We start from the raw sequence: 15,472 nt of genomic DNA, 5'->3' as shown, positions 1-15,472 counted from the left end.
TGCCATCATTTACATTTCAGCTCCGCGAGGTCCTGCTTGGTCTCTTCACTCGACGGTACACTAGGGACAGGGCATTTCCCTTCTGGACTGACTCACTTTGCAGCTTCAAATAGACAAACTAAATCCTGAGCAGCGGGCTGCTGTTGAGACGGTCGATGGGCCGGTGTTGATCCTGGCTGGGGCTGGGTCGGGGAAGACGCGGGTGATTACGTACCGCATTGCTTACCTGATCCAGGAGAAGGGTGTGGCGCCGGATTCGATTCTGGCGGTTACGTTTACCAATAAAGCCTCGAAGGAAATGGGCGAGAGGATCGACAAGCTGCTGGAGCGGGGCTCGTTGACCAAGCCGCTGATTGCTACTTTTCACTCGCTGTGTGTGCGGATTCTGAGGCGCGATATTGAGGCGCTGCGGATTGGGACTGGTCCGAACGCAACGGGGCTGACGCGGGCGTTTGCCATCTATGACGAGAATGACCAGCAGTCCATTGTGAAGACGATCATGAAGCGGCTCGGGCTGGACACGAAGCAGTTGACGCCGCGGACGGTGCTGGGCAAGATTTCGTGGGCGAAGAGCCACATGATCGATCCGCAGGAGTATTACCTGGGGTCGTCGGACCCGGGGTCGGAGCGGATTGCGCATATTTATGAGCAGTATCGCAAGGAGATGGCGAAAAACAACGCTCTCGACTTTGACGATCTGCTGCTGGAGACGGTGCGGTTGCTGAAGTCTTCGAGCGAGGTGCGGGAGCGGTACCAGCGGCGGTACAAGTACCTGCTGGTGGATGAGTACCAGGACACGAACCGTCCGCAGTATGAGTTGATGAAGCTGCTGGCCGGGGAGCGGCGGAATGTTTGCGCCGTGGGTGATGAGGATCAGAGCATCTATTCGTGGCGCGGGGCGGATATTCGCAACATTCTGGAGTTTGAGCAGGATTTTCCGAACGCGAAGATTATCCGGCTGGAGCAGAATTACCGTTCGACCGAGGTGATTCTGGAGGCGGCCGGGACGGTGGTGGCCAACAACGCGCAGCGCAAGGGTAAAAATCTGTGGACGGAGCGCCAGGGCGGGTCGCTGGTGGGCTACTACGAGGCTCCGGATGGGGAGAACGAGGCGCTGTTTATCGCCGACAAGATCAATAAATTCCTGCGCGAGGCGACCTCGGAACATAGGGATGATGCGCGGACGGCGGTGCTGTACCGCACGAATTCGCAGTCGCGGCTGGTGGAAGAGGCGCTGCGGCGGTACGGCATCAAGTACACGATGGTGGGCGGGTTCAGCTTTTATGAGCGGGCTGAGATTCGCGACATGCTGAGCTATCTGAAGCTGGTGCTGAATCCGCATGATTCGGTGGCGCTGCAGCGGGCGATCAATACTCCGCCACGGGGGATTGGGAAGACTACGCTGGAGACCCTGGAGCGGATGGCGCTGGAGACGGGGACTTCGACGTGGGAGGCGATTGGGCAGTCGATTGCGAATAAGCTGATTCCGGCGCGGGCTGCGGCGGCGCTGGAGGGGTTTCAGCAGCTGATTCGAGACGCTCAGGCGGTGATGGATCCTGACTTTGCGGGGAAGCTGGCGGCGGATTTGGCTGCTGCCGGGGCTGCCGCTGGGTCTGTTGGCGATGCGGCTGAGCCGGAGTTGGTGGCGGATAGTGATTTTGGGTTTGGGGAGAATGCGAGCTTTGACTTTGGGGCCGCGGATGCTGACTCGGACGCTGGCGAGGGGACGGATTTTGATTTTGGCGGCGATTTAGAGGATTCGCCGGCTGCGGTGCCTGAGGTGGCTGCTTTGGATCTGGCTATGCTTTCACCGTTTGCCAAGAGCGCGGCGGTGACGAATACGCGGGTGGCGCGGCGGACTGTGGTTGCTTCGGGGCCAAATAAGGCTCAGGAGATTGCTGCGGCTTTCCGGACTCCTGGGGAGCGGGGGACGCTGCCGGAGCTGATCCGGTTCCTGATCGATCGCAGCGGGTATATCAAGGTGCTGGAGGCTGAAGGGTCGCCAGAGGCTATCAGCCGGATTGAGAATTTGAAGGAACTGGCGAATGCTGCGCAGGATGCTGAGGAGCGCGGGGAGACGCTGAGTGAATTTCTGGATCATGCGGCGCTGGTTTCGGATACAGACAAGTACAACGAGGACTCGCGGGTGACGCTGATGAGTCTGCATGCGGCGAAGGGGCTGGAGTTCCCGCTGGTGTTTTTGACCGGGCTGGAGGAGGGGCTGTTTCCGCATTCGCGGACGCTGAACGATCCGAATGGCCTGGAGGAGGAGCGGCGGCTCTGCTATGTGGGCATGACCCGGGCGATGGATACGCTGGTGATTACGCGGGCGCAGTACCGACGCCGGTATGGGAACGATGCTCCGGAGGCTAGTTTGCCTTCGCGGTTTTTGGAGGAGATTCCGGGGCGGCTGATTGAGAATCTTGGGTCGCCGGGGTTTGGTGGCGGTTCTGGATATGGCGGCGGGTACGGTGGTGGGCGGTATGGGCAGAGCCAATTTGGGGCGGGCCGGCGGACTGGTCTGGCGGCTGGGGCGGAGGATGACTTTAGCGGCGGGCATTATTCCTATGAGGACGAGGATCAGAGTGGTGGTCGCCCGGGGATGACGCCGGGGCGGGTGCCGGCAAAGGCTCCTTATGCGGGGGTGAAGGCTACGCCTTATCCGAAGGCGGTGGTCTGGCCGCCGCAGCAGAAGGCTGGTTCTGGCGCGGGTAAGCCTGCAGCGAACTCGGAGGGCAGGCAGCCGGATTCGCTGGATAATATTGCCCAGTTTTTTGGTGGGCGGGGTGGCGGTGCCGGGGCGGGGAAGCCGGGTGGGAGCGGTTTTGCGCGGCCGAAGATGGAGATTCCGGTGGTCGCGGCTCCGAAGGGGCTGACGAAGGGAAGCCGGGTTCGGCATGGAAAATATGGCGAAGGGACGATCCTGATCCGCGAAGGAGACGGGGAAGACGCCAAATTGACGGTTCATTTTGCGAAATTCGGCGTGAAGAAGCTGATTGAGAAGTTCGCGCAACTGGAAAAGCTCTAAGATAGAGGGAGCACCGCTGAGCGGCTTACCGGGACTTGCTTCCGGCCTTGATGCATCGCGGCAAATTTTTTGATTCAGGAAAAGAGAAAAAGATGGCAAACACCAAGGCAGTGGAAGACGTTCTGGAACGGAAGAAGATCAAGCGCGCGGCGCGCAAGAAGGCTGCTCCAAAGGGACCCCGTACGGGTGCCCGCGGCGAGAACAAGCAGAAGCTGAAGAAGGCTGCTCGCGGACAGAGCAAGCGCAAGTAGTTTTGGGCAAGTAGTACGGGCCGGCATCGCTCCCGCTTTAAACGCAAATGCGCGTTGAAGGTGGGGCACCCGGCAGCTGGGATCGGGGCTCCTGAGTTTTTTCACAGGAGCCCTTTTCAGTCTTGTATAGTTGGGCCATTCGGGTATGACAGATCCTCATTTTTGAGGGTTAATTTTTGTGCCGAGGAGCCGTCCACTGGCAAGTCAACTGCTGTCCCGCAAGTCCATCGACAAGCTGATTCGCGATTCTGAGAATCCGGAACATGCGCTCAAGAAGACCCTTGGCCCCTGGTCGCTGACGGCGCTGGGGATTGGCGCGGTGATCGGTTCCGGGATTTTTACCGTGGTTGGCACGGCGATTTCCGGCGAGAAGTTCGATACCACCAGCATCATGAATACGCCGCTGGCGGATTACCTGATTACGCATACGGCGTTGGCGGGGCGACCCGGCGCGGGTCCGGCGCTGGCGATTTCGCTGATCTTGGTGGCGATTGTTTGCGGGCTGACAGGGCTTTGTTATGCCGAGCTGGCTTCGATGATCCCGATTGCGGGATCGGCTTATACCTATACGTATGCGACGCTGGGCGAACTCATCGCCTGGATTATTGGCTGGGACCTGATCCTGGAATATGCCGGATCAAACATGACGGTGAGCGTGGGGTTTGCCGCGCACGTTGTGGATCTGCTGGATTGGTTTGGGCTGCATCCTTCGGCGAAGTGGATTTCGCCTGCGTATTTACCGGGCGGGCTTCAGGATCTGGCGGGGCATGACCTTTATGCGCCGGGGTGGCACTTCGGGTTCAATATTCCTGCGTTCCTGATTGTGCTGCTGCTGACGATGGTGCTGGTGCGGGGCATTACTGAGACTGCGAGCGCGAATAACATCATGGTGGGGCTGAAACTGACGGCCATTCTGATCTTCATTTTTGCGGCGCTTGAGTATGTGCATCCGACCAACTGGCATCCGTTTGCGCCGAATGGCTTTTCGGGGATCCTGGCTGGCGGGTCGATTATCTTCTTCACCTATATCGGGTTTGATTCGGTTTCGACGGCGGCGGAGGAGTGCAAGAATCCGCAGAAGGATCTGCCGATCGGCATTATCGCCACGCTGATTATTTGCACTGTGCTCTACGTTGCGGTGGCCGTTTGTCTTACCGGTCTGGTGCCGTGGCAGTCGATGGCGGGTGATGCTGCTCCGGTGGTCAATGCGCTCAAGAAGCTGTCGTTGGGCCCGGATGGGCATCCGCTGCACTGGGTGCGGCTGGCGGTGCTGTTCGGCGCACTGACGGGGATGCTTTCGTCGCTGCTGGTGTATCAGCTGGGGCAGTCGCGGGTGTGGTTCTCGATGTCGCGCGATGGGTTGCTGCCGAAGATTTTCAGCAAGGTGCACAAGCGGTTCCGGACGCCTGCGTTTTCGACGTGGGTGGCGGGGTTTGTGGTGGCGATTCCTTCGGGGTTATTCGATATCGGGACTCTGGCTGATCTTTCGAATATTGGAACGCTGTTTGCCTTTGTGCTGGTGTCGATAGGGGTGCTGGTGCTGCGGTATCGGGAGCCGGAGCGCAGGCGCGGATTCCGCGTGCCGTTTGGGCCTATCATTCCGGTGCTGAGCGTGGTTTTCTGCCTTACGCTGATGAGTGGGTTGCCGATCATTACGTGGGTGCGGTTCTTCGGGTGGCTGGCGATTGGGTTGGTGATTTACTTCTTCTACAGCCGGCATCGGTCAGAATTCTGCGCGGCCAACCGGGCGAAATAGCTGCTGACGGGCGATTCTGAGAGGATCGCTCATTGCAGCGAACCGCAAATTCGAGTAAGAGGAGCGCTGATGAAAGCTTGGAAGACAGGTCTCATTGCGGGACTTTCTGCCGTATTGCTCGGTGCGACAGTATCCGCGACAGCTGCACCGGCTTCGCAGGTTGGGCGATGGGCGGATGCGAACGATCCGGTGGCGAAGAAGATGATTGAGCAGGAGCGCCTCTGGGCCGAGGACGGCTGCAAGCCGAATGGCGTTGTGCAGGAGGCGCTGGCGGAGGACTTTGTTGGCACTTCGCCGCGCGGGCCTATCTATGACAAAAAAGAGGCGACCGAGAAGCCTGATCCGTCAAAGCCTCTGGAGCGCGCCTGCAAGCTGCTGAGTGCGCGGGTTCGTTTCTTTGGGGATAGTGTTGCGGTGATTTACGGCAAGGAGACGGCGACCCATAAGGACGCGCAAGGGAAAGATGCAGTGCGAGTCTTGATATGGACTGATACCTGGATGAAGCGCGATGGGAAGTGGCAGATCATTGCGGTGCAGGACATGGTGGAGCCGAAGCTGTGACATTGATCGCACACTGTTGCCCCGGGGAGGCGACGATGTAGTAGGCAGTCACTCGGGCCCTTCTCCTACTTGGGACGAAAAGACTGCCCCTTCAATTTCCTCTTCCAACATTTCCAGCTCGCGCTGTGTCTTCGGATCGTCTCGCCGTTCTGTGAGAACTGTGTACGAAAATGTGGCGATGCGAGCATGATCCGGCGGTAGCGGGTTACCGATAAACCAATAGAAGATCCTCAAGGACGTATCTAATTCTGACGTAGCTTCTTCATACCTAATAACTGCATTGCCATCCTTCCTAATTCTGGTCGGACTTTCGACGCCTGCGCTCTCTAGTTTGTTGACAATTACCTGGAGCACTTCCATGCCGGAGTCGGATCGCAGTTGTCTGGGAGAAGATACAGTGATAACTTTCAATCGCAGTGTACCTGCATCTGGGGCATCTTCGTAAAACGTCCCACCGTCATAGTCTGAGTACGCTTCGCACCAGTGGGACGGGATGCGGAAAGTTACCACTCCGCCTCGGTACACGATCGTCTTCATCTCATCGCTGGGCGGTGAAACCGATTTCTTCCAGAAAGCCATGTGTTGAGTTTAATCGGCTGGTAATCGTTGCTTCTTCCACGGTGCAACTGGGCGCAATAAAATAAGGCATGTCTGAAGAGATTTACGAGTTTATTCAGCGGCTGCCTAAGGCTGAGCTGCACCTGCACCTGGAAGGTACGATTGAGCCGGCGACGCTGGTGGAGTTGAGCGAGCGGGTGGATCCTGCTTCCGGTGAGGCTCCGCTTACGCTGGCTGAGGCTGAGGCGCTTTACCAATACACTGACTTTTCCGGTTTTCTGCTGGCATTCAAGGCGGTGACGCGGCGGCTGCGCGGGGCGGCGGAGTATGAGCTGGCTGCTTATCGCATGATCGAGCAGCTGGCGGCGCAGGGCGTGGTGCATGCCGAGGTCTATATCTCAGTCGGCGTGGTCTATTTCTGGCGCAAGGAAGAGGATGCTGCTGATCCGTTGCTCTTTCAGAAGATCTTTGCTGGCCTCGAGCGGGCGCGGGAACGTGGGCTGCGGGACTTTGGCGTTTCGCTGTACTGGATCTTCGACGCGGTGCGGCACTTCAGCGTGCCGGAGGCGGAACGGGTATTTCGGCTGGCTGCGGAGATGAAGAAGCAGTATCCGTCGATCATCGGGATTGGACTGGGCGGAGATGAGCGGGTGGCGGCTTCGGAGCCGTTCCGCGAGATGTACGCCGAGGCTGCTGCGGCGGGTTTGCGGCTGACCAATCATGCCGGGGAGACGACCGGGCCGGAGGCGATCTGGGAGGCGCTGGCGATTGGTTCGGAGCGGCTGGGGCATGCGCTTTCGGCTGTTCGCGACGCTGAACTCCTGGCTGAGTTGAAAGAGCGGCAAGTGCCGCTGGAGCTGAATCCTTCCTCGAATGTTCGGACTGGTGTTTGCGCTTCGTTGGCGGAGCATCCGATCCGGGAGTACTTCGATCAGGGGTTGATGGTGACGCTGAACTCGGATGATCCGGCTTTTTTTGGATCGACGGTGGAGAATGAGTACCGGCTGGCGCATGCGACGCACGGGTTCACGCGCGAGGAGCTGAAGGCGCTGGCGGCGAACAGCTTCCGCGCGAGCTTTTTGCCGGAGGCGGAGAAACAGCGTTGGCTGGCCCAAATTGAATCGCTTTGAAGTCGTGTTGTAAACCACGGGACGATGACCAATTGGTGGAGTGGACAGTCTTAACTGGAGGTGGGTTATGATTGGCTCAGGAGGAGTTCCCCATGTCAGACGTCTCGCAGATTGAAGAAAGCACACTAGAAAGCAACCACCCGGCTCTGCGAGCCATTGGATGGGTCTCCGTTGGATTGGGCATCGCCGCGATCGGAGTCTTTGTGGCTCGCGAACTGCGCACTCGCTACAAGTTCAACCACCGCACGCCGTATGACTTCTACTCGAATGCCGGGACACAGGCTGTTTCGGAGTTTGGGATGGGCGTTTAGTCCCCCAGCTTCTTAGATTTTTATTGTCAGGGAATCAGGTAGAGACTCTGATTCCCTTTTAGAACGGCACTAGTAAGCATCCGGCGATCGTATGTAGCCAGCTGTCCACCATGCGCAATCGCCAACGCCAATAGATATGTGTCTGTCACCTGATTGGGAGTCGTCAGGACCGTTAAATCAATTCTGGCCCTATCCATCAAGCTTATGTCGTCCGGCCAAAATTCGTGGCCAGGTAGGGCAAGCAGGCTTTCAAGAGACTTAGACGCCGAACTGAGACTGCCTGGATAGTTGGGATATCGCGGGTTCCCGACTATGCGGAGGACTGCGTTTTCTGTGATCGGGCAGGTAGCCCACGAAGAATTTGCGACCGTAGAGAACCAGTGATGTGCCGCTGAATGCTTGTTGTGGATCGGGTCGATCAGCGCAATCAAAACATTCGCATCGAGCAGGAACGTCACGGGTGTCGATCCATATCTTCCATCATTTCTCTTACAAATTCAGTAGTTACGGTTCTCGCTCCGGGCTGAACCGGCAGCAGTCGAATCCCATTCTTGAAGACAGGCACCGGGTCGACAAGATCAAGCGCCTTACGTACGAGCCCGGATACTACTTCATCGACGGTTTTATTTTCCTGGTAGGCGCGTTCCCGGGCTATGGCAAGGATGTCGTCGTCGATGGTGATGGTGTTGGGCATGGACGTCTCCTTGCGAGAAAGCTGCCTGCATCTTACATCAAATCATAATGCGAGATGCAGGCAGCTTCGGTTGCGGCTAGAGGCTAAAGGTCTGTGGACTGGGTTTTGACCAGTTCCTTTGAGCGGGCGATGAAGTCGGCCAGCGGGATGGAGCCCTGGTCGCCTTTGGCGCGGGTGCGGACGCTGACGGCGTGAGCTTCGGCTTCTTTGTCTCCCATGACAAGGATGTATGGGGTCTTCTGGTTGGCGAAGTCGCGAATCTTGGCGTTCATCTTTTCGTTGCGGCCGTCGATTTCGACGCGCATGCCGGCGGCTTCGAGTTCGGCTTTGACCTGCTGGGCGTAGTCGTGGTGGCGTTCGCTGATGGGGACGAGGCCGACCTGCACGGGCGCGAGCCAGAGCGGGAAGGCTCCGGCATAGTGCTCTATGAGGACGCCGAAGAAGCGTTCGACCGAACCGAAGAGGGCGCGGTGGACCATGACTGGCTGGTGGCGTTCGCCGTCTTCACCGACGTATTCCAGTTCAAAACGCGCGGGCAGGTTGAAGTCGAACTGGACGGTGGAGAGCTGCCAGAGGCGGCCGAGGACGTCGACCAGCTTGAAGTCGATCTTGGGGCCGTAGAAGGCGGCTTCGCCCTTGATGGTTTTGTATGGGATGCCTTTGCGGGTGAGGGCGCGCTCGAGCGAGCCGATGGCCACGAGCCAGTTTTCATCGCTGCCGGCGTAGGTTTTGCGGTCGGCTGGGTCCCAGGTGGAGAGCTCGACTTTGAACTCGGCGAAGCCGAAGGTCTTGAGCACGGCTTCGGCGAAGTCGATGCAGGCAATGACTTCGTCTTCGATCTGGCCGGGGGTGCAGAAGATGTGGGCGTCGTCCTGGGTAAAGCCGCGGACGCGGAGCAGGCCGTGCATGGTGCCGGAGCGCTCGTAGCGGTAGACGTTGCCAAGCTCGGCGTAGCGGACGGGCAGGTCGCGGTAGCTCTTGGGCGAATTTTTGTAGATGAGGATGTGGCCGGGGCAGTTCATCGGCTTGAGGCGATATTCTGCGTCGTCCAGCTCCATCGGCGTGTACATGTTGCCGTGGTAGAAGCCTTCATGGCCAGAGATTTTCCAAAGTTCGCGGCGCATGACGTGGGGGGTGTAGACGAGCGAGTAGCCGCGGGCAATGCACTCTTCGCGCATCCAGTCTTCCATGAGCTTGCGAATCATGGCTCCGCGAGGATGCCAGAAGATGAGGCCTGCGCCGGCTACTTCCTGGATGCTGAAGAGGTCGAGTTGCCGACCGAGGAGGCGGTGGTCGCGCTTGGCGATCTCTTCGAGGTGCTTGAAGTGGGCGTCGAGGTCCTTCTGCGAAAAGAAGGCGGTGCCGTAGACGCGCTGGAGCTGGGGGTTCTTTTCGTCGCCGAGCCAGTAGGCGCCGGCGAGGTTGGTGATCTTGATGGCCTTGACGCGGCCGGTGGAGGGGACATGCGGGCCGCGGCAGAAGTCGACGAAGCTGCCATTGCGATAAAAGCCTACCTGGTCGCCTTCGTGGGTGAACTTGCTCACGAAGTGGGTCTTCATGAATTCGCCTTCGCGCTCGAACTCGGCGAGGGCTTCGGCGCGCGGCTGAGTTTCGACGACGAACTTTTCGTCGCGGGCGATGACTTCGGCCATCTTCTTTTCGATGGCGGCGAGGTCGTCGGGGGTGAAGGGCTTTTCGCGGTAGAAGTCGTAGAAGAAGCCCTGGTCGGTGGCGGGGCCGTGGCCGAGCTTGGTTTCGGGGAAGAGCTCGAGGACCGCCGTCGCCATGACGTGGGCGGCGGAGTGGCGGACGACTTTGAGCGCTTCGGGGTCGCGCTCAGTGATGAGGGCGAGCTGGGTGTCTTCGGTGAGCGGGGTGGAGAGATCGACGAGGCGCGGTGCGGCGGCATCGCCGGCGCCATACATGGCGGCGTCGCTCGAGACTTCCTGGGTTTCGTCGGTCGCGGTCGTCGTGGCGTTTACCGGAGTCAGCCGGGCTACGACGGAAGCGGCGGCGAGGCGGGGCGAAATGGAATTCGCAATATCGAGCGGCGTTGTGCCCTGGGGCACTTCGCGAATGGACCCGTCGGGTAAATGGACGGCGATTGTCTGGTTATTCATGATAGAAAGGGCTGTCCTCAAAAAACTCTAGCCGCGGCGTGAATTGCTAGCGCAGCAACTTATCAGGATATACCGATCGACTTCGGAGGTTCTTCCGTGCATCTGTTCTTTGGCTCTCGCATTCGCACACTGGCTGTCATTGCGCTCCTTACTTTCCTCGTTTCTGTTCTGCCCTTGCACGCGCAGCCTGCGGTGCAGCCGACGGTGGACATCACCAAGGTACCGCCTGTCGCGCAGCCCTCGGCCAACTTCAATGCGGACGCAGCGACAGAAGCTTATATGGCGATGATTCCCGCGGCGGCAATGGCCCGATCCAACGCGTATTTCGAAGGCGGCTACTGGCTGATTTTGTGGGGCTTCCTCTATGCTTCGGTGGTCTCTCTCATCCTGCTGCAACTGCGCTGGTCTGCGCGGATGCGGGATGTGGCGGAGCGCATCACGCGTTTCCGATGGCTGCAAACCTTCCTGTATTGGGCTCAGTACACGGTGCTGACTGCGCTGCTGGGGTTTCCGCTGGAGGTGTACCAGAACTACATTCGCGAGCACCAGTACGGGCTGGCCACGCAGACCTTTGGTCCTTGGATGGGCGATGAATTCAAGAATCTGCTGATTGGACTCGTCTTTGGCGGCATCGTTGTCGCGACGCTGATGGCGATTGTGCGCAAGCTGCCTCGCACCTGGTGGATCTGGGGAGCATTCGTGGCCACGTTGATGGTCACAGTCGGGATTGCTCTCGGCCCGGTTTATATTCTGCCTCTCTTCAACAAGGTCACCGTCCTCAATGATCCCAAAGTCACGGGTCCGATTCTGCGGATGGCTCGTGCCAACGGCATCCCCACGGACAAAGTCTACGAGGTTGACGCCAGCCGGCAGAGCAACCGCATCAGCGCCAACGTGAGCGGGTTTGCCAACACCATGCGGATTACGCTCAATGACAACCTGCTGAAGCGCGGTTCGCCGGAGGAGATTCAGTCGGTGATGGGACATGAGATGGGGCACTACGTACTCAACCACATTTATAAGGACATCTTCTTCATGTTTGTGCTGATCACGGCCTCGTTTGCGTTCCTGCAATGGGGGCTGGCTTGGTCGTTGAAGCGCTGGGGTGTGCGCTGGCAGATTTCCGGAATTGGCGACCCTGCTGTCTTGCCGCTGGCTTTCCTGCTGATTGGGATTCTCTTTTTCGTGCTCACGCCGATCCTGAACACGCATACACGCACGGAAGAAAAAGAGGCGGATATGTTCGGGATCAATGCGTCGCGCCAGCCGGACGGGTTTGCGCAGGCAGCTATCCAGGCCAGTGAATACCGCAAGATGCGCCCGTCGCGGTGGGAAGAGTATGTGTTCTACGACCATCCGAGCGGCTATGACCGGATTCACTCTTCGATGGTGTGGAAGGGCGAGAATCTGGAGCTTTTCAGAAATCCTCCAGCCAAGCTGCGAAGCAGCCGTAAGGCTGACGCCTGTTGCAGCAACTCGTAGAATGAGGTGAGAGGACGCTATGCGCTGGGTTTCGCTCGTTTGCTGGATTGCGCTTTGCTTTGCCGTGGCGGGTGTGAGCGGGTCTTGGACGGCTACTGAGGTTGGCGGTTGGTACCGGACGCTGCAGCGGCCGGGATTTGCTCCGCCGGACTGGGTTTTTGGACCGGTGTGGACGCTGCTCTACGCGATGATGGCGGTGGCGGCGTGGCGGGTGTGGCTGACTCCGCCCTCAGGTGCGCGAACGGCTGGGATCACGCTCTTTCTGGTGCAGCTTGCGTTAAATTTCTGCTGGACGCTGATCTTCTTCCGGCTACACCTGATTGGCGCGGCGCTGGTGGAGATTGTTGCGCTCTGGATTGCGATTGTCGCAACAGCGCTTGTCTTCAACAGGGTTTCGCCAGTGGCGGCGTGGCTACTGGTGCCTTATCTGGCGTGGGTGAGCTTTGCTACGGCGCTGAACTGGGGCTTTTGGCGGGGCAATGCTGGTTAAATCCTGCATTGTGAATTTCCGGTAACACGGCCGGGTGATTCGCCCTGCCTCCGAAGAGCGGATCAAGCCCCTGCAGGAGGCATGTCACATATTTGTACATCGGGCTACCTTCAGTGTGTGGCTGGGAGACACCCGGCGATAGACCAAAGGAGCATCCCCCAATGCAAGTTCTTTTGAAGAGTGCCGAGACGGAAGTTGAAGTTCGCTGCAGTGTGTGTGGCCAGGGTTTTGTAACGTTCTGGGAGCGCCAGACGAAGGCCGAGCGGGCCGAAGCGCTGCGTGAGATCGAAACTACGCTGCGGCATCATCATCATGTTGGCGGTAACCAGCCTGCTCATCCGATCAAGGGTTTCCTGGTGCCTGCATGGGATGGTCCGATTGCGTTTTCCGGTGCGGCGATCCTGGGCAATGCGCCGGTTTGGGCGCTGTAGTCAGTCCACTCATCGCAATCCTCATTTGCGGAGCCTGCCGCAAGCTGCAGGCTCCTAAGGGTTCATCACGATCGACTCCGGCGTCCACGCGGGAGTGGAAGTCACGATCATTCGTACATCTGCTTTCGTGTTGTTCCGGAAGCTATGCACATCGCCTGGGCGAATCACGATAGCATCGCCTTTGCCCACGTGCCTCGATGCGCCATTCATCGACATGATGCCTTCTCCTGAGGTGATGTAGTAGATCTCCTCGGCGACCGGATGATGGTGGCGTTTTACCTCGATACCCGGCGGGATAATGATGTCCGCCATGCTGATCTTTTGCGCCCGTGAATTGGACGGGCTGACGATCTGCCGCGCGACAGCGTTGTCTGCCGCGGTGGACCATGGCTGTTTCTCGATATTCACGACTTCGATCGAGGTTTGCGCAGGTGGCTTCGGCGCCTGGGATAGGGCAGGCCAAAGGTAGAAGAGCACAGCAAGAGAAAAGGAGTAGGCAGGGATCATGCCACGAGTATAGGGGTATTTTGCGGATGGTTGCGCCTATCGATTTTGCGCGTCGCGATGATTTTAGCCGTGAGTCAGTCTCGATCCACTTGATGATTCCGTCGTCTCGCACGCCAAATCGTGAAATCCCGCTTCGCCATTCGCGCGAGTCCAACGCAACAGCCAATCAGGACAAGGACAATCGCGACTGGCCAGCTCCGTAATGAGTGATACACAATCAATTTAAGTTCACAGGGAACACGACTTCGCTCCATTCTATGGAGCTATGCTAACGAGGTTAGCAGGCTCTGGATTTGCTCTTATTTTTTCTCGTGGTACTCCATCTCGGTATTAATGGTCCAGAGCGAGGACTTATCGGTGATGCCCTGAGCGATATTATCGACGGCGGTCATAGCGGTCAGCATCGAGTGGTCCTGATTATTGTATTTATGCATGCCGTTACGCCCGACTAAGAAGAGATTATCGAAGCTGTCGGTGTATTCGCGGATCGTGTCGAAGCGGTCGTACGTGCCGAAGTATGCGGGATAGGTTTTGGGCACGCGTTCTACGTGCGCATCGAGAACGTCTTCCGCGCGGAGGATGCCGATGCGGGCGATTTCTTCGGTGGCGAGCGCGATCATCTCTTTGTCGCTGAGCTTCCAGATGGCATCGGTCTGATAGCAGAAGTACTCTAGGCCGATCCAGATGTTATCGGGGTCGGCGACCATGGCCGGGCTCCAGTTATTGAAGATCTGTAATCTGCCAACTAATACATCGGGCTCCTGGATATAGATCCAGTTATCCTTGAGCGGACTGCCGTCTTTCTCGTGAACGGCGAGCTTCGATGCGAGGATGCCGACGGTGATGAAGTCGCGGTAGACGAGGCCCTCGCTTACTTCGCGCACGTCTGGAGGAGCCGGTACGGAGAGAGAGCGGATCAACTCCTGGATCGGCATAGTGGAGAAGAAGTAATCGCCACTGAAGCCGAAACGTTCGCCGGCCGAAGAGTGAGCTTCGACGGCATTGACATGGTTGCCGGAGACCACGATACGGTCGACGGAGATGCCTTTGTGGATTTCGCCGCCGCGTTCCTCGATCATTTCGGCGACATGTTCCCACAGCTGGCCGGGGCCGAGTTTGGGATAGAGGAACTGCTCGATCAGCGAGGTCTCGGTTTCCTTCTGGGAGACGCCGTCATTCTTCGGTTTGCCACGGAATGCCTTCTTGAGAAAGTGCAGGACAACGCCGCGTAACGACAGGCCCTTGATGCGCTGCGCGCCCCACTCGGCGCTGATCTGACTGCACGGCACACCCCAGACCTTTTCCGTGTAGGACTCGAAGAAGAGGCTGTAGAGCTGGCGGCCGAAGCGGTTGACGAGGAAGTCTTCGAGGGTCTTTTCTTCGCGTTTGGGGAAAATGGCGGCGCGCATGTAGCTTAGGCCGGCGACGGTGGTACGGAGGAGGCCGAGGTTGAGCAGCGTGTCGGCGGTGAGGCGGATGGGGTAATCGAAGAAGCGGCGCAGGAAGTAGATGCGGCTCTTGCGCGGCCGGATGAGCATGACGAGGTCGGGATCAGGCTCGGGTGCGTGCTGTGCATCAGGCACATCTTCCAGCGCAAGAACTGCGGTTTGCACGGCTGCCTGGGTGGCGACTCCGCCGGAGGAATCCAGTTCGTTGTTCGCGTGGCGGGCAACAGGGAGTGCGCGTTGCTGGCCCTTATAGCGAAGTTCGCCGCTTGCGGCGGAGGTGTTTTCTCCGGTGGGCGCGACGGCTGGCATGATATCCAGCCACCAGTTCATCACGCGATCGGATTTTGAAAAGAAGCGGTGCCCGCCGATATCCATCCGGTTGCCCTTGTACTGGATGGTGCGGCTGATGCCGCCGATAGCCTGCGAGGCTTCCAGCACGATGGGCTGAATCCCGGTCCGGCGCAAAAGTTCCAGCGCTGCGGTAAGTCCGGCTGGCCCGGCGCCGATGATAATGGCACGCTGTCTTGTCATTCCCATTTCCTGAGGTGAAATCCTTGCGCGCAGCTTCGCGGACCGCTGTTCAGGGGAGGACAGTGAGCGTAGTATACGCAAGCTTCAATTTAGCAGAGTTATTTTTACTGAGACTCCGATAGCACTTTCGGGGCACGGTTTGCGCGCGTCTGCCGGGCAGGGTTGATTTGGAGG

General features: G+C 58.6%; 14 protein-coding genes. 9 read left to right on the top strand and 5 right to left on the bottom strand.

Annotated features, from left to right (window positions below):
- Window positions 1-97 precede the first annotated feature (97 nt).
- The 6 genes from AC5S27_RS22320 (at window position 98) to AC5S27_RS22295 (ending at window position 7,595) form a co-directional block, all read left to right on the top strand.
- Entirely contained in the window at window positions 98-3,028 is a 2,931-nt protein-coding gene (locus tag AC5S27_RS22320; protein ID WP_493936762.1) for an ATP-dependent helicase, read from the top strand.
- A gap of 92 nt (window positions 3,029-3,120) precedes the next feature.
- Complete coding sequence (locus AC5S27_RS22315) at window positions 3,121-3,279, top strand: hypothetical protein (protein WP_493936761.1); 159 nt, start codon at window positions 3,121-3,123, stop codon at window positions 3,277-3,279.
- Window positions 3,280-3,457: 178 nt separating this feature from the next.
- A complete protein-coding gene (locus AC5S27_RS22310) occupies window positions 3,458-5,035 on the top strand; it encodes an amino acid permease (protein ID WP_493936760.1) in 1,578 nt (525 codons plus the stop codon).
- Between the two features lie 69 nt (window positions 5,036-5,104).
- Complete coding sequence (locus tag AC5S27_RS22305; RefSeq protein WP_493936759.1) at window positions 5,105-5,596, top strand: nuclear transport factor 2 family protein; 492 nt, start codon at window positions 5,105-5,107, stop codon at window positions 5,594-5,596.
- Between the two features lie 647 nt (window positions 5,597-6,243).
- Window positions 6,244-7,284, top strand: a complete 1,041-nt coding sequence (gene add / locus AC5S27_RS22300) for an adenosine deaminase (protein ID WP_493936758.1) — start codon at window positions 6,244-6,246, stop codon at window positions 7,282-7,284.
- Window positions 7,285-7,376: 92 nt separating this feature from the next.
- A complete protein-coding gene (locus AC5S27_RS22295) occupies window positions 7,377-7,595 on the top strand; it encodes a hypothetical protein (RefSeq protein ID WP_493936757.1) in 219 nt (72 codons plus the stop codon).
- A gap of 26 nt (window positions 7,596-7,621) precedes the next feature.
- Here AC5S27_RS22295 and AC5S27_RS22290 read toward each other — a convergent pair whose 3' ends face one another.
- From AC5S27_RS22290 to thrS, 3 genes are all read right to left on the bottom strand, one after another.
- Window positions 7,622-8,053 (bottom strand): TA system VapC family ribonuclease toxin, encoded by a 432-nt coding sequence (locus AC5S27_RS22290; RefSeq protein ID WP_493936756.1) that lies wholly within the window; start codon window positions 8,051-8,053, stop codon window positions 7,622-7,624.
- A complete protein-coding gene (locus AC5S27_RS22285) occupies window positions 8,050-8,289 on the bottom strand; it encodes a hypothetical protein (RefSeq protein ID WP_493936755.1) in 240 nt (79 codons plus the stop codon). Before AC5S27_RS22285 ends, AC5S27_RS22290 begins: the two co-directional genes overlap by 4 nt.
- Before the next feature lie 83 nt (window positions 8,290-8,372).
- Window positions 8,373-10,409 carry a threonine--tRNA ligase gene (gene thrS, locus AC5S27_RS22280; protein ID WP_493936754.1) on the bottom strand — a complete coding sequence of 679 codons (2,037 nt, stop codon included), beginning with the start codon at window positions 10,407-10,409 and terminating at the stop codon, window positions 8,373-8,375.
- Between the two features lie 96 nt (window positions 10,410-10,505).
- Here thrS and AC5S27_RS22275 point away from each other — a divergent pair, with 96 nt between their 5' ends.
- The 3 genes from AC5S27_RS22275 (at window position 10,506) to AC5S27_RS22265 (ending at window position 12,812) form a co-directional block, all read left to right on the top strand.
- A complete protein-coding gene (locus tag AC5S27_RS22275) occupies window positions 10,506-11,891 on the top strand; it encodes a M48 family metallopeptidase (protein ID WP_493936753.1) in 1,386 nt (461 codons plus the stop codon).
- Window positions 11,892-11,910: 19 nt separating this feature from the next.
- A complete protein-coding gene (locus tag AC5S27_RS22270) occupies window positions 11,911-12,381 on the top strand; it encodes a TspO/MBR family protein (RefSeq protein ID WP_493936752.1) in 471 nt (156 codons plus the stop codon).
- A gap of 161 nt (window positions 12,382-12,542) precedes the next feature.
- Window positions 12,543-12,812, top strand: a complete 270-nt coding sequence (locus tag AC5S27_RS22265; protein WP_493936751.1) for a hypothetical protein — start codon at window positions 12,543-12,545, stop codon at window positions 12,810-12,812.
- A 54-nt stretch (window positions 12,813-12,866) separates the two neighbouring features.
- On the opposite strand, the gene AC5S27_RS22260 is transcribed toward AC5S27_RS22265, so the two are convergent.
- Window positions 12,867-13,319 carry a cupin domain-containing protein gene (locus tag AC5S27_RS22260; RefSeq protein WP_493936750.1) on the bottom strand — a complete coding sequence of 151 codons (453 nt, stop codon included), beginning with the start codon at window positions 13,317-13,319 and terminating at the stop codon, window positions 12,867-12,869.
- Window positions 13,320-13,618: 299 nt separating this feature from the next.
- Window positions 13,619-15,298: an NAD(P)/FAD-dependent oxidoreductase gene (locus AC5S27_RS22255; protein ID WP_493936749.1), complete on the bottom strand. Its 1,680-nt coding sequence runs from the start codon at window positions 15,296-15,298 to the stop codon at window positions 13,619-13,621.
- Window positions 15,299-15,472: the final 174 nt, after the last annotated feature.

The sequence above is a fragment of the Acidicapsa borealis genome, from assembly GCF_059115245.1.
The sequence above is the reverse complement of the archived record's forward strand: the minus strand, read 5'-3'. Positions and strand labels throughout refer to the sequence as shown.

Excerpts from the sequence above, each read along its gene's own strand:
- AC5S27_RS22315 (WP_493936761.1), top strand. The coding sequence starts at position 3,121 with ATGGCAAACACCAAGGCAGTGGAAGACGTTCTGGAACGGAAGAAGATC.
- AC5S27_RS22305 (WP_493936759.1), top strand. The coding sequence starts at position 5,105 with ATGAAAGCTTGGAAGACAGGTCTCATTGCGGGACTTTCTGCCGTATTG.
- add (WP_493936758.1), top strand. The coding sequence starts at position 6,244 with ATGTCTGAAGAGATTTACGAGTTTATTCAGCGGCTGCCTAAGGCTGAG.
- AC5S27_RS22295 (WP_493936757.1), top strand. The coding sequence starts at position 7,377 with ATGTCAGACGTCTCGCAGATTGAAGAAAGCACACTAGAAAGCAACCAC.
- AC5S27_RS22285 (WP_493936755.1), bottom strand. The coding sequence starts at position 8,289 with ATGCCCAACACCATCACCATCGACGACGACATCCTTGCCATAGCCCGG.
- thrS (WP_493936754.1), bottom strand. The coding sequence starts at position 10,409 with ATGAATAACCAGACAATCGCCGTCCATTTACCCGACGGGTCCATTCGC.
- AC5S27_RS22270 (WP_493936752.1), top strand. The coding sequence starts at position 11,911 with ATGCGCTGGGTTTCGCTCGTTTGCTGGATTGCGCTTTGCTTTGCCGTG.
- AC5S27_RS22265 (WP_493936751.1), top strand. The coding sequence starts at position 12,543 with ATGCAAGTTCTTTTGAAGAGTGCCGAGACGGAAGTTGAAGTTCGCTGC.
- AC5S27_RS22260 (WP_493936750.1), bottom strand. The coding sequence starts at position 13,319 with ATGATCCCTGCCTACTCCTTTTCTCTTGCTGTGCTCTTCTACCTTTGG.
- AC5S27_RS22255 (WP_493936749.1), bottom strand. The coding sequence starts at position 15,298 with ATGACAAGACAGCGTGCCATTATCATCGGCGCCGGGCCAGCCGGACTT.